The organism is Pseudomonadota bacterium (assembly GCA_036339585.1).
Classification (GTDB): domain Bacteria; phylum Pseudomonadota; class Alphaproteobacteria; order UBA8366; family UBA8366; genus UBA8366.
The window spans coordinates 1-14,418 of sequence record JAYZAS010000022.1 but is presented as its reverse complement, the minus strand read 5'-3'; the positions used below and the strand labels follow the sequence as shown (position 1 = coordinate 14,418).

At 44.8% G+C, this 14,418-nt stretch carries 10 protein-coding genes; 3 read left to right on the top strand and 7 right to left on the bottom strand.

What is annotated here, in order from left to right:
• Positions 1-528: 528 nt before the first annotated feature.
• A complete protein-coding gene (locus VX941_12380; GenBank protein MEE2934202.1) occupies positions 529-1,074 on the bottom strand; it encodes an acyloxyacyl hydrolase in 546 nt (181 codons plus the stop codon).
• Between the two features lie 107 nt (positions 1,075-1,181).
• Positions 1,182-2,159 (bottom strand): prolyl aminopeptidase, encoded by a 978-nt coding sequence (gene pip / locus VX941_12375; protein MEE2934201.1) that lies wholly within the window; start codon positions 2,157-2,159, stop codon positions 1,182-1,184.
• Positions 2,160-2,514: 355 nt separating this feature from the next.
• Here pip and VX941_12370 point away from each other — a divergent pair, with 355 nt between their 5' ends.
• A complete protein-coding gene (locus VX941_12370; GenBank protein MEE2934200.1) occupies positions 2,515-3,972 on the top strand; it encodes a M48 family metalloprotease in 1,458 nt (485 codons plus the stop codon).
• 20 nt (positions 3,973-3,992) lie between these two features.
• Here the strand turns inward: VX941_12370 and VX941_12365 are convergent, their stop codons facing one another.
• The 5 genes from VX941_12365 to VX941_12345 all read right to left on the bottom strand — a co-directional run bounded on the left by VX941_12365 (position 3,993) and on the right by VX941_12345 (position 9,511).
• Complete coding sequence (locus VX941_12365) at positions 3,993-4,874, bottom strand: RNA polymerase factor sigma-32 (protein ID MEE2934199.1); 882 nt, start codon at positions 4,872-4,874, stop codon at positions 3,993-3,995.
• Positions 4,875-5,151: 277 nt separating this feature from the next.
• Positions 5,152-5,649, bottom strand: coding sequence for a CarD family transcriptional regulator (locus tag VX941_12360; protein MEE2934198.1), 498 nt, complete (start codon positions 5,647-5,649; stop codon positions 5,152-5,154).
• A gap of 392 nt (positions 5,650-6,041) precedes the next feature.
• The gene (gene fdxA / locus VX941_12355) at positions 6,042-6,377 is read right to left on the bottom strand and encodes a ferredoxin FdxA (GenBank protein ID MEE2934197.1); all 336 of its coding nucleotides are present in this window, start codon (positions 6,375-6,377) and stop codon (positions 6,042-6,044) included.
• Positions 6,378-6,629: 252 nt separating this feature from the next.
• A complete protein-coding gene (locus VX941_12350; protein MEE2934196.1) occupies positions 6,630-7,019 on the bottom strand; it encodes an RNA-binding S4 domain-containing protein in 390 nt (129 codons plus the stop codon).
• Positions 7,020-7,027: 8 nt separating this feature from the next.
• Positions 7,028-9,511 carry a helicase-related protein gene (locus VX941_12345; protein ID MEE2934195.1) on the bottom strand — a complete coding sequence of 828 codons (2,484 nt, stop codon included), beginning with the start codon at positions 9,509-9,511 and terminating at the stop codon, positions 7,028-7,030.
• A 257-nt stretch (positions 9,512-9,768) separates the two neighbouring features.
• Here VX941_12345 and htpG point away from each other — a divergent pair, with 257 nt between their 5' ends.
• Complete coding sequence (gene htpG / locus VX941_12340; protein MEE2934194.1) at positions 9,769-11,685, top strand: molecular chaperone HtpG; 1,917 nt, start codon at positions 9,769-9,771, stop codon at positions 11,683-11,685.
• A 196-nt stretch (positions 11,686-11,881) separates the two neighbouring features.
• On the top strand, positions 11,882-14,418 hold a 2,537-nt coding region (locus VX941_12335), incomplete at its 3' end, for a bifunctional aconitate hydratase 2/2-methylisocitrate dehydratase (protein MEE2934193.1).

Below are 14,418 nucleotides of genomic sequence, written 5' to 3'. Positions count from 1 at the left end.
GGGTGTTTGTGCGCTGGACTTTCTCTTCATCATACCAACTAATGTTGGCTTAGATGCCGCCCGTAAAGTCTCTACACCGTTCCCTAACAGGACTTGGCTCGGGATTGCCATTCAACAGGTTTCCCCGACTTTGAGCGGTTCTACACTTAGAGTTTCCTCTAAGGCACCCAATCTCTTAGGAATCTGGTGCTCTATCCAACTGAGCTACGGGCGCTAAATTCTTATAGACCCGTTATTCATAGCTTGATGTGCTTCTAAATGAAATTAAAACTTTAGACGTTCATCGAAGCAAAAACCTTGTTGATTTAGGAACTTCTTTTTGTTTTTAGACGGAGACATAAACAATCTAGGAGCATTTCAATATTGCTTACACTGGAACAAACACCCTCCCGTAACGTAAAAATCGTAAATATAGTAATAACTTCTGCTTTTCAGCGGTTTTGAATGAAGGACAAAAAACTTGTTGAAGCCTGATGACCAATACCGGCAATTTTCATCCGGAAAAACACATGCAAATTGGTGACAGCTTTATTTTTCGGTGAACAGATTTTTCAACGGATGGGAATAAATTAGCATCACTGTTTCTGTCCCAGGGTTATTGTCACCAATATTTGCGTTTGAAAGATGAGTGATCCCAACTCCAAGCCGTGCTCTATTGTCGAACCGCCAAGCCAGTTCCGCACCAGACCGGAATTCAAGCACGTGACCTAAGTCCTGACCTTCCCCATCTAAGTAAAAGCCGACGGCTGAGCCCAAATTAAGCACTAACCGCCGCCCAAAAAAAATGTCGCCTGACAGACCAAACCACCCGTATACGCTTGCGTCGGTAGTACCCAGCACGCCGAGGGATGGACGAATGTGAAGCAACTCCAAATCTGGTCCTGCTCGATATTCGATACTGAATGCCCCCGCCTGATCTCTATCTGCACAACAACTACCTACATCGCCGGCGCCTAATTTAATGAAGGCAGGATCTTCATTGGCCGCGTTTGCCACCGGCACCACAATTGATAATGCTACCAGCCAAAAAACAAAAAAGGCCGAGCCTAATGAGGCAAGGCGAATGGGTGGCATTTTAGACACAACGATTAGTGCTCCGTTTTTTTTTCCAGCATAATACGAACAAATCATTAATGCGCAAGCTCATAATCAAAAAGCTACGGATTAAAAAATATAGAAAATCAAGCATAATTGTCATTTTTTGTGGATCGAAAGTCATTGGTTGCCTTAACCAAGGCCCTCATTATGCCGGGCTCCATAGCTGAATGGCCAGCGTCTGGTACAACAGTATATTCCGCCCTTGGCCATGCACGTGACAAAATATCAGCGCTTTGTATTGGACAAACTATATCGTAACGACCTTGAACAATTGCTCCCGGAATATTCTGCAGTATTCCAAATTTCTGCAACAATTCATCTTTTGCTAGGAACAAATGGTTACGGAAATAGTGCGCTTCGATTCTCGCTAGCCCCAGGGCCCGATTTGGATTTTCGAAAACGGATCCAATTTCGGGGCTCAACCTTAACGTTGAGCACGATGCTTCATATCGACACCAGGCTTGAGCAGCAGGCATGTGTACCTCTGGATCTGGATCGATTAGCCGCTCATAATAAGCACTTAGAATATCCCGCCTCTCATTCGTTGGAAGAAATTCGACAAACGCTCTCCATGCCTCAGGAAAAATTGTCCCCATCCCCTTCATAAACCATTCAATCTCATGGTCTCGGCAAAGGAAGATGCCTCTAAGTACGAGTGCCAAACACCTTTCCGCGTTAGCGTAGGCATAGGCTAGAGCCAAGCTAGAGCCCCATGAACCACCAAATACCAACCATTGTTCAACCCCAAGATGGTTTCTCAGCGCTTCTAAATCTGAAATAAGATGGGGAGTAGTATTTTTATCAAGACAACCTAAAGGAACAGACCGACCGGAGCCCCGCTGATCTAAAATAATAATACGATAGTGGTCGGGATCAAAAAACCGCCGGTGCAGAGGCATTGCACCAGAGCCTGGTCCCCCGTGCAAGAACAAAGCCGGGGTTCCATCTGGATTGCCTGATTCCTCCCAGTAGAGGCGATGAAAGTCATCTACATCCAAGATGCCAGTGCGATAAGGTTCAATTTCGGGGTAGAGGTCCGAAAGGTGCCGCGCGGTATTCATTTAGTCCAGATGCTGAAGTAAAAAATATCGTCTTTATAGATTGTTACATATCAATCGACCAGACAAAGCTTACCTTGTGAAGATCCATTTTTCGAGAACAGCGCTGAAAAGTGCGCATATTCAAATCAAATATGAAAACTCCGCTCAAACTGACAGTATCCAATTCAATTTGTCATCCATAGTTGGGCATTTATAATAGGTGGATGAGATGGACATAAAAATATCCATTATTTTGTTTTCTTCTCCCTGTTAAAACTTGTCAATGTTGATTAGGATTTGTGGCCAAATTTTAATTACGTAGAATTTAGTGAGACCCTGGTAAATAGGGCCTTGTAAATAAAGTTGGAATGATTGCATGAATTTTAGTCTAAATAGGCGCCATTTTTGCGGACTAGTCGCAGGTGCGTCGCTAACTAGCATTTGCCCAAACTGCATCGCCACGGCGCTCTCACCGACTGAGGAGAAATATCTTGGCCAGCAGAACCATCCTAAGATCATTGAAGAATATGGCGGGGTTTATGATGACCCAAAGGTTGGAGGTTACTTTGCTCTTATAGCCTCCAGGCTGGTCCGTGCCACTAATCACAGAAATATAGGATTTCGTTTTACTTTGCTTAATAGTCCGGATGTCAACGCATTTGCCTTACCTGGCGGGTTTATTTACATAACCCGTGGTCTGGTCGCTCTTGCTAGCGACGAATCTGAAATAGCTGGAGTGCTCGGCCATGAGATTGGCCACGTAGTTGCGCGCCACACATCCAAAAGGATTGAAGAGGCCGAGCGAGCTAAACGCGACGCGATGGCTGTCGGCTTACTCGGATCGGTTCTCGGTACAAAAGGACTTGGTGACGCTGCTATCGGCCTAGCGCAGCAACGCCTTGCCGGGTTTTCACAAGAACAGGAGCACGAAGCAGATGTTCTAGGCGTCCGTTATATGGGCAGAGCCGGTTATAACCCAGACGGATTAGCAAGCTTTCTTGAGAACCTGCGTGCCCATAGTCAGTTGAGCGCAGTAATATCAGGCCGGCCGCCAAGCAGCGTCGATGCGCGCAACATGATGTCTAGTCATCCAAGAACAGTGGAGAGGGTACATCGTTCAATTCGACATGCAAAAATCGCACGTGGTGGTTGGCAATTAAAGTACAGAAAACAGTTTTTAGAGAATATCGACGGAATGGTGTTCGGCAATAACCCAGAGCATGGGGTTTTGCGGGGGCGTACCTTCATCCACCCTAAACTTCGTTATAAAGTGCGGATACCCAATGGTTTCGACATAGAGAATTCCGGCACCGAGCTTATCGCCCGAGGTCCATACAGTAGCGGTATCATTCTCGATTTCCAAATGAACGCATTCCAAGGGGCGATGACGAAATACTTGTCTAATGGCTGGGCACGCCAAGTACAGCTAAATGATTTACAGAAAATTCGCATAAATGGAATGGATTCTGCGACAGGCTGGGCCGAAGTGGACTCGAGGAAGGGACGCATGATTCTTCGGACGGTCGCTATACGCTATAACCGAAAAACAATTTTTCGGTTCCTATTTATCTGCCCTCAACGTTATGCCTCCCAGTTATCAGCGAGCATGAGAGACACGGCCTATAGTTTCCGTCGACTAAGCATATTTGAGACGAACTCCATCCGCTCGTTTAACCTAAAAATTGAGCAGATAGAGGAAACAGAAAGCGTAGGATCTGTCAGTGCCAGAATGGCTTTACCGAGCCACAAAGAACTCTGGTTCCGGGTTTTGAATAACAACGTAAGGGGACACAACCAAGTGATGAAGGGGCAGACCGTTAAAATGGTAGTCTAGGCCTTATGACAAACGTGTCATCAATTCGGGAAGAGGTCTTGTCTAGTCGGGACAGACCCAATCAGATACTGTTTTAATTTTCCAAGCGCGCGCTGTTCTAACTGGCGCACCCGTTCTTTGCTAACACCAAGTGCTTTACCAAGCTGTTCGAGTGTAGCTCCTTCATCTACTAGACGCCGCTCACGGATAATTTTACGCTCTCGTTCACTTAATTCACTCAGGGCGCGTTCAAGCCAACGGGACCTTGTCTCTGAATCTTTCAGACCGATAACCACTTGTTCGGGCGAAAGACTATCGTCGGGTAGCAGATCCTGTAGTTGATCATCGGAACCCTCTATGACTACTGAATTCAAAGACTGATCACCACCACCTAAACGGACCTCCATTCCCTCCACGTCGGTTATTTTCACTTTTAATTCGTCCGCAATTCTTTGCCTGGCAGCATCGCCCATTAGGCTTGCGTTTGCTCCGTCAATTCGGGCTCGTAGTCGCCGAAGATTGAAGAACAGTGACTTTTGAGCAGATGTGGTTCCTGTTCTCACTATCGACCAATTCCTTAGTATAAAATCTTGTATTGCGGAACGTATCCACCACGATGAATAGGTGGAGAAACGCACTTCTCTGTCGGGATCGAACCGTTCAGCCGCTTGCATCAAACCAATCATGCCTTCCTGAACAAGATCGCCGAGAGGCAAACCGTAATGCCTGAAGCGTCCGGCAATGCTTACCGCAAGTCGCGTGTATGCGTTTATCAAAGAATGTAGTGCCTTTTCATCCTTTTCTATACGCCACAACGTAGCAAGCTCGAACTCCCGCTCACGAGAAAGGAGCGGTTCTTTCATGGCAGTGCGGATAAACCGCGAATTAGCCGCTTGAGTGTCCGGATCTTCTACAATTGCCACACCCATCCCCTTTTTGTAACGAAATACCAAATACAATCTATAAAACGTTTATTTCCATAGATTGGATCACTAATACAACTTAGGGGGGCCTCATAATTTGTCTTAGATTCTCAATCGGCAGCTTGTAATATTGTCCGCTATCAACGAATGCCTATAACGGCTATGGTTTATTGGCGTATCAAACATCTCGTAGATGCGATACTGACAAGCCGTACTTTTGCTATCGCATCGCGCAATTCTTGATAAAAATTAACCCTGTAGCTTCTGAAGATCACAGTTACGCGGCTTGAAGAATTTGCTCCAATTTTTCAGTAGCTTCATCCTCATCAATTGACTCGACCGCAGCCAATTCACGTGAAAGACGCTCAAGTGCAGCCTGATAGATTTGTCGTTCGCTGTAGGATTGTTCAGGCTGGCCGTCGCTTCGGTGTAAGTCGCGAACCACCTCTGCTATCGAATCTGGGTTACCTGAATTGATCTTTGCCTCGTACTCTTGGGCCCTACGGCTCCACATTGTTCGACGAACCCTACTACGCCCCTTCAAGATTTTTAGCGCAGACTTCATTTCATCTTTTGAAGATAGTTCACGTAAACCGGATCCCTCTGCTTTTGTCAAAGGCACCCTGAGTGTCATTCGGTCATGCTCGAAGCTTATAACAATCAAGGTAATCGACTCCTGCTCAATTTCTTGCTTCTCGATACCAGTCACACGCCCTACGCCGTGGGTAGGATAAACTACCCAGTCATTTTTTTTAAATTTTTGCTTTGCAGCCATATTTTTCTTCTTTCTGGTATTTCTTGACCATAGTAACCTTAGAAATATGTAATAAGTCGCAGGCCAGCCATCCTTATGTATTAAGCAAAATATATTTTCTTTAAAGTAAAACTATCGTACCACCAAGGCCCGGATCAGGAAGGATGTCATAAAGGACATCTCCTTGGGCACATACAACATCATCAAAATTATTTTCTACATCGGCAATTTTGTCTCACCTTGCCCCAACTTCATCTAGTTGATCGTTATGATGAATATTTCGAACTGATGCCCTTACGCTTAGCTGTGCGTGTATCATAAAATAATGTATTTTTCTATGAAATACACATCTGTCATTCATTGAATATTTGTTCAATGTTTGCGGGAAGGTGCAAAATTTTTTTATCGGGACCTCAAACTTCTCCGGGATCGGCGCTAAAATATTTTTCGTACTTGCCTGATTCATTTGCGAACGAATCAGCATCAGGCAGCTCCTCACCCTTAACGGTAATGTTTGGCCACTTTTCCGCAAATTCTTTGTTCAATTCAACCCATCCCTCTGCCGCATCATCAGTGTCGGGTACAATGGCCTCACAAGGACACTCTGGCTCACAGACACCGCAATCGATACATTCATCAGGATGAATGACCAACATATTCTCACCTGCATAAAAACAGTCCACCGGACATACCTCAACGCAATCCTGATATTTGCATTTAATGCATACATCTGTGACTACATACGTCATTAAGGCCTCTCCTTGGATAATAAGTTATCGAAAAATTTTTTAACCACCATTTCAAAATGTTTTAACTACAAAACTAAATAGTTTTTGTGTTGGAATTAATAACTAAGATTTGAAAATCCAAAAGCAATTAAATGCATAAATCGAAAAAACCTGATTGTTCAACCAATTGGATTAACACAGGGACAGCCTAATATCCATGCCTCTATTAAACTGTGCAACAACTGACAAAAGTAAACCGTTCCAGTTTTAAGGCTAACCGAAATAAGCCCTAGCCCGCTCTAAAGCTCGCCTATCTTTCTTGGTTGGCCTCCCGAAGCCACGAATACGCGAAGGAGCTGACAACAAGGTCGGGCTACAATCAACCGACTTTGGTGTTTCCAGGTCCTCATAAAGATCTCGTGCCTCCGATGCTGGACCGCGCCTTTCTCCTAATGCTCTAACTCGGATGATACGAATTCGTTGACCTTGCGCGAACGTAAGAACATCCCCTCTGTGAAGCTGATAGCGTGCTTTTTTTATAATCTGCTTGTTAACCCTACACTTTCCGCCTGTGATCTGTTTTGCGGCAAGGGTTCGACTTTTAAAAAATCGTGCGTGCCAAAGCCACTTGTCTAATCGAAGGCTATCGCTTGTATTTTTCATGCTTTTACTCACCGTCCGATCAAGTCTTTCAGCGCAGCGAACGGAGAGTCAGAGTTTATTTGAGCATGCCGCGTTGCAGAGCCTGCCAATTTACGTTTAGCCTTTGCCCTAGGTTTTAGCGTGAGACCCATCTCATCAACAGAGGTTCGGTAGCCAAGACATTTTGCAAGAGCTGCAAAATTAACTTTGTTACAATCTGCCAGCCCTAAAAGATCCGGGGTGACTAAAAAAGGTCCTTGGCGGCCCCTTCGTCTCAAGATAGACGCTAATTTTTCAACTCGATCAATACGAAGTGCCCTATCGCCAAAGGTAAAATGACCTGTTGATAACCAGAAATTTTTGCTTGCTTTGCTAGCTTCGTGGCCAGCCCGACGACCCTCGAATAGTATTGCCGGGACGGAGTGTTGATTGGCAGTTGCCCAAAGAAGTGCTCTCAGCCGCACCTTCTTATTTGTAATAAGTTCAGGGATATAAATCGACGATATACCAACTTTTACATTTTCCGACTTAAGAAACTTCCGGCCTGCGAGATCAATACCATTCAATTGTGGCGACAGTATATTTCTTGGCGTAGACCCCAGTCCCTCTGCTACACGAAACAGAAGCCCACGCACTGACGCAGGACAATCTGCGGACAAGAGCGACGTAAGAGGCTCAAATTCAGACTGAAGGTACAAAAACAGCCAGCGAGCTATACGCTGCTCAATTTGCTGGCGCTGTTGATTATCAATATTCTCATTCCGATCGAGGAGCACGCCCGGCTTTAAAGCCGCGGATCCTCTTTTGAGTCGAGCTATTGGGGATTTTCTCCATGATATTACACCACAAAGGCTGAGCCCGAAATCATCGTCACAAGACGCAACTAAAGAAGCCACACGCCCCTTCATTCCCTGCCTTAGCCCCCGGAGTGCCGCTGACATTATAGCTTTGTCACCCAAAGCATCATCCGAAGGGATAAACTTCAGACCCTCCAGCCTGCCAACCTTTTCACCTTCTACCTGCAGTATTCCATTGGCAGTTACAGACGTTAATAGGGACCCACCATCTCGTTTTCGATGGAACATCGCTGCTTTGCGATCGATGAATCGCTGGGCCAACTTTTTATGTAATAAATCAGAGAGACGATCTTCAATATTACGGGTACGTTCCTGCCAATAAATAGAATTATCCAGCCATTCAGCGCGATGCGATATGTAAGTCCAAGTTCGGATATGCGCTATTCTTACCGTTAGAGTATCAATGCCACCATTTTCATTATCGAGATGCCCAATCTGGGCTGCAACCCAATCCTCTGGAAGGCGGCCATAATTTTGATTTAGATGCAGATAGATCTCGCGCAGCAACCAAAAGTGATTATCAACTAGTGTTTTCCTAAAATCTGGAATTTGACAAACCTCCCAAAGTCGGCGCAACGCATCAGGACTTGTCGCAATCTTTTTAACCTTCGTGTCATTAGAAAGATGCAGAAGCGCCTCATGGTCTTCGGCAACTCGTGAAGGCATTAACTCAGGCCTAGGCGGCAAAATTTCTAGACTTTTCAAAAGATTTCTCGGCGACTTATAATCAAGCTTCGAATTCCGCCAAAAAATGGTCTTCAAAGCCTCGAAATTATGATTTTCGACCACGTCCACAATGTCTGCCGCGAGAGGCTTGATATCATTCGTGACTCCGAAAGTGCCGTCATTCATATACCGTCCTGCGCGTCCAGCGACTTGCCCTATCTCTGCCGGGGATAATTGGCGCATCCTTTTGCCATCGAATTTACGAAAACCTGCGAAGGCTACGTGGTCAACGTGCATATTTAGCCCCATACCAATAGCATCTGTCGCGACCATGTAATCGACCTCACCTTTTTGATAGAGCGCGACCTGGGCATTACGGGTGCGCGGGCTGAGAGCACCTAATACAACAGCAGTACCCCCACGCTGACGGCGCACCAACTCAGCGATTGAATATACCTCATTCGCAGAGAAGGCGACTATCGCCGATCTTCTGGGTAATCGGGTAATTTTCTTTGCCCCAGAATAACGGAGCTTAGACAAACGGCTACGGTCTTCAATTTCCACGTCGGGGACGAGTTTTCTTATCACTGATTTAATCGTTTCAGCACCGAGAAACATGGTTTCATGATGCCCACGCGAATTCAAAAGCCGTTGTGTGAAAATATGACCTCGCTCTGCATCACCGCACAATTGGATTTCATCAATAGCAAGAAAATCCACTGGCCGATCCATGGGCATTGATTCAACAGTGCATACAAACCACTGTGGGTTAGGGGGAATTATTTTTTCCTCGCCAGTAATCAATGCGACGGCCCCCCTACCTTTAATTGATAAAATCCGGTCATAATTTTCCCGAGCTAAGAGACGCAGTGGAAAACCAATCATACCCGATGAATAACCAAGCATACGTTCAATCGCAAAATATGTCTTCCCGGTGTTGGTCGGACCCAAAATTGCTCTTATACGCTTAGAACTATTTTTGAAATTCATCTGACTGTTGAAACCGAATCCTATGCAACCGAAAAAGAACTATGACCCAAACCTCTTGATAGTTTGCAAGATAGATAGGCTGTTTCAGCGGTAAAGCGTCTAGTTTACCACAGTTATAGAAGTAATGGTCATTCCATCCAGGAAGCCTTCGTGTTTCATGTTACATAAATTTTCTCCAAGGTTTATTCAACCCCTTGCACCGGCAACGTTTTCGTCACATATAGCGTTAAGTGAAAATTCAAAAGGAACGCGACGTCATGGCTAAATCAAGCGCAAAGAATAAGGCTGAGAAACTCTCTTTTCAAGCCGAGGTAAGCAGGCTGCTCCACATTGTAGCCCACTCACTTTATTCGGAGCGAGAAATTTTCTTGCGTGAATTGATCTCAAATGCTTCAGATGCTTGCGATCGGCTGCGATATGAGGCGCTGACAAAACCTAAACTCGCCAAAGGCGACTCAAACTTGCACATCGATATCAGCATCGACAAACAGTCAGGTTCAATCACCATAGCGGACAATGGTATCGGCATGAACCGCAAAGATTTAATCGAAAATTTGGGGACAATCGCGCGGTCAGGCACAGCAGCTATCCTCGACAAAATCGCCTCTGACAAAACGAAAAAAAAGAAAGACAAAGATGGAATGTCTCTAATAGGTCAGTTCGGAGTAGGCTTCTACTCAGCTTTTATGGTCGCCGAAGAAGTCACCGTTGTCAGCAAGAAGGCAGGCGCGGCTAGTGCCTTTCAGTGGCAATCTGACGGCAATGGCGAATTCACCCTCAGTGAGGCAGAACGTGATGGCCGCGGGACCTCCGTTACCCTCCGAATTAAAGAAGATGCAAAAGAATTTATGGAGCCTGAACGGCTTCGCCATATCATCAAAACGTACTCGGACCATATCCCGGTACCAATCAATCTAGTCGAAGGCGAGACGTCTAGTCGCGTTAATGACGCCTCCGCACTCTGGACACGAACACGAAGCCAAATCAAGAAAGATCAGTACAAAGAGTTCTACCACCATGTCGCCCATGCTAACGATGATCCCTGGGCAACACTTCATTTCCGAGCCGAGGGGGTAATTGAATATTCTGGATTGCTTTTCATTCCAACCGCTCGACCATTCAATATTTTCCATCCGGACCGCAAAAACCAAGTAAAACTTTATGTCAAACGTGTTTTCATAACTGATGACTGTGAAGAGTTGCTTCCATCATGGTTACGGTTCTTGCGAGGCGTCGTCGACTCCGAGGACCTTGATTTGAATGTCAGCAGAGAAATGCTGCAAAATAATCCAATTGTTGCAAAAATAAAGAAAGGTATAGTTACTCGCGTTCTCAATGAGCTCAAAAAACGGGCGACAAAAGAACCTGACTCATACGCTGGGTTTTGGGATGCATTTGGTCCTTTGATGAAAGAAGGACTCTATGAAAGTTTCGAAAACAGATCAGATTTGTTAGCTCTTTTCCGTTGTCATTCTACCCATGGTGAAGGTTTGGTAAGCTTAGCCGATTACATCCAACGCATGAAAAAAGGACAAGATGCTATTTATTACATAACGGGTGAGAATAAAGAGACTTTAAAGAAAAGCCCGCAAATAGAGGGGTTCCAATCTCGAGACGTTGAGGTTTTGCTTCTGTCCGATCCGATTGATGATTTTTGGGTGCCGTCAATTGGAAAATACGAGGAAACTCCATTTAAATCTGTTACCCAAGGCGGTGCAGACCTAAGTGACATCAAACCTGATTCCTCGCAAAAGAAGAAGTCCCGTGCCAAAAAGGATTCTCCCAGTACATCCGAGGGCATAGAGCGGCTCATAATTGCACTTAAAGAAATTTACGGTGAAAGCGTATCGGATGTGAGGACATCGGAGCGCCTCACAGCCAGTGCGGTTTGTTTGGTCGCAGAGGAAGGAAGCCTCGATATGAATCTCGAGAGATTATTGCAACAACATCAACAGCTTGATAAAAAAACTTCTCGCATTCTCGAGCTCAATCCAGACCATGAGCTAATAGAAACTCTTGCAAAAACCGCAAAAAAGAAAAATGGTAATGACCACATCGCGGATGCGGCATTACTCCTACTAGATCAAGCCCATATCATGGAGGGAGAAGCTGTTACAGACCCGGTTGCTTTCGCGAGACGAATGGAGACGTTCGTTAAAAAAGGCTTACAATAAAATAAATTTATTGGGATTTTGTTAACAACACCAAACCAACCTTCCGCAGGATTATAAAGTTAAAAAATTTGCCTTCCAATGGGCAAACTTATAGAAATTCCTGAATTAAATTCTCTTACGTTGTGGTTTGAATGCTGTTGCTGGAGAACATAAGAAGATTTTGAACCTCTGCCGACAATAATGGATTTTGAAAGCTATGAGTTTATATGCAGAATATTTAAAAGAAATTAAAACGCGCGAAGCGAGTGGTTTGCAACCAAAACCAATAGAAGATGGCGAATTACTCGGGGAAATTATCGAACAAATAAAGGATAAAAATAATAAAAACCGAGACGCATCAATCGATTTTTTCATTTATAACACACTACCAGGAACAACGAGGGCTGCAGCAAAAAAAGCGAAATTTCTAAAAGAGATTATCCTCGGACACACCATAGTAGAAAAGATAACACCTTCCTTTGCCTTCGAACTGCTGTCGCACATGAAGGGTGGCGCATCAATTGGAGTATTACTCGATTTAGCATTTGGCGATGACGATCATATCGCCGAACAAGCGGCAAAAGTTTTAAAAACGCAGGTGTTTTTGTATGAAGCCGATACTGAGCGCCTCGAAAAAGCATACCTCTCAGGGAATACAGTTGCGAAAGACATTCTGGAGAGCTATGCCGCTGCTGAATTTTTCACAGGTCTACCTGACATTGAAGAAAAAATTAAAGTAGTAACTTTTGTGGCCGCAGAAGGCGATATTTCGACGGACCTCCTGTCTCCTGGCAATCAAGCTCATTCTAGAGCAGACAGGGAGCTCCACGGCAAAAGCTTCATCTCAGAGAAGACACAAAAAGAAATTCGGAAACTACAAGCACAGCATCCAGACAAACGTGTAATGTTAATCGCTGAAAAGGGAACAATGGGTGTTGGTTCTTCCCGCATGTCTGGCATTAATAATGTTGCGTTGTGGACTGGAAAACAAGCAAGCCCTTACGTCCCTTTTGTTAATTATGCACCTATTGTGGCTGGAACGAATGGTATTTCGCCAATTTTCATGACCACGGTTGGAGTTACGGGAGGCATAGGAATTGATCTCCGAAATTGGGTTAAAAAGTTAGATGCTGATGGAAATCCGATACTTAATAATGATGGCAATCCTGTTTTGGAGGAAAAATACTCCGTTGAAACAGGAACTATCCTGACGATTGATACCAAAAAGCAAAAGTTAACTAGTGATGACGAGAGTGAGGAACTCAGAGACTTATCAGCATCTTTCTCACCTCAAAGTGTTGAGTTCATGAGGGCTGGTGGATCTTATGCTGTAGAGTTCGGCAAAAAGCTACAAACCTTTGCCGCCTCGACACTAGAGATTAGTCCAAAATCAGTCTTTGCACCATCTAAGAAAATCTCACACGAAGGGCAAGGGCTCACAGCGGTAGAAAAAATATTTAACAATAATCTTGTTAGCCGTTTAGATGATGGCATACTGCATGCAGGTTCAGATGTAAGGGTGAAGGTCAACATTGTTGGCTCGCAGGACACTACTGGACCAATGACGGTTCAAGAACTCGAATCAATGGCCGCTACCGTTATATCGCCAATTCTTGACGGCGCATACCAGTCTGGATGCCACACGGCATCGGTATGGGATGATAAGGCCAAGGCAAACACTCCGAAGCTGATGAAATTTATGAATGATTTTGGCCTGATTACAGGGCGAGATCCAAAAGGAAATTATCCACCATTCACAGACGTCATCCATAAGGTATTGAATGACATGACGGTGGATGATTGGTCGATTATTATAGGCGGAGATTCACATACCCGGATGTCAAAAGGGGTTGCATTTGGGGCAGACTCTGGAACAGTTGCCCTAGCCTTAGCGACAGGTGAAATTAACATGCCCATCCCTGAGTCCGTTAAGGTCACCTTTAAGGGCCAGATGGGTGACCACATGGATTTCCGTGATGTTGTGCATTCAACTCAAGCACAGATGCTGGAGCAATTTGGCGAAAATGTTTTCCAGGGCAGAATAATAGAAGTTCACATAGGGACGCTGCTTGCCGACCAGGCTTTTACTTTTACAGACTGGACTGCCGAAATGAAGGCAAAAGCTTCGATTTGTATTTCTAATGACAAGACCCTCACCGAATCACTTAAAATTGCTAAGGAACGCATTCAGGGAATGATAAATAATGGAATGGATAATGATGTCCATATGCTCCAGTCATTAGTCACAAAGGCAGAAAACCGAATCGCAGATATTAAATCCGGTAAAAAACCAGCCCTCGCTCCCGACAACGATGCTAAATATTTTGCCGAAGTTGTAGTCGATCTCGATTTAATTGATGAGCCAATGATTGCTGATCCCGATGTTGAAAACATCGATGTTTCAAAACGCTACACTCATGACACGATCCGTCCGATCTCCTATTACAATGCTGAAAAGAAGGTGGACCTTGGTTTCGTTGGTTCCTGTATGATCCACAAAGGCGACCTAAATATTGTTGCTCAGATGTTCAGGAATTTAGAGAAAAAGCATGGCACAGTAGAATTTAACGCGCCACTTGTCGTTGCAGCTCCTACTTACAACATTGTGGATGAGTTGAAGGAAGAGGGGGATTGGAGCATCCTGCAGAAATATGCAGGCTTTATATTTGACGATGATGCGCCGAAAGAGGCCAATCGTGTTAAATATGACAACATACTGTATTTGGAGCGACCCGGCTGCAACCTGTGTATGGG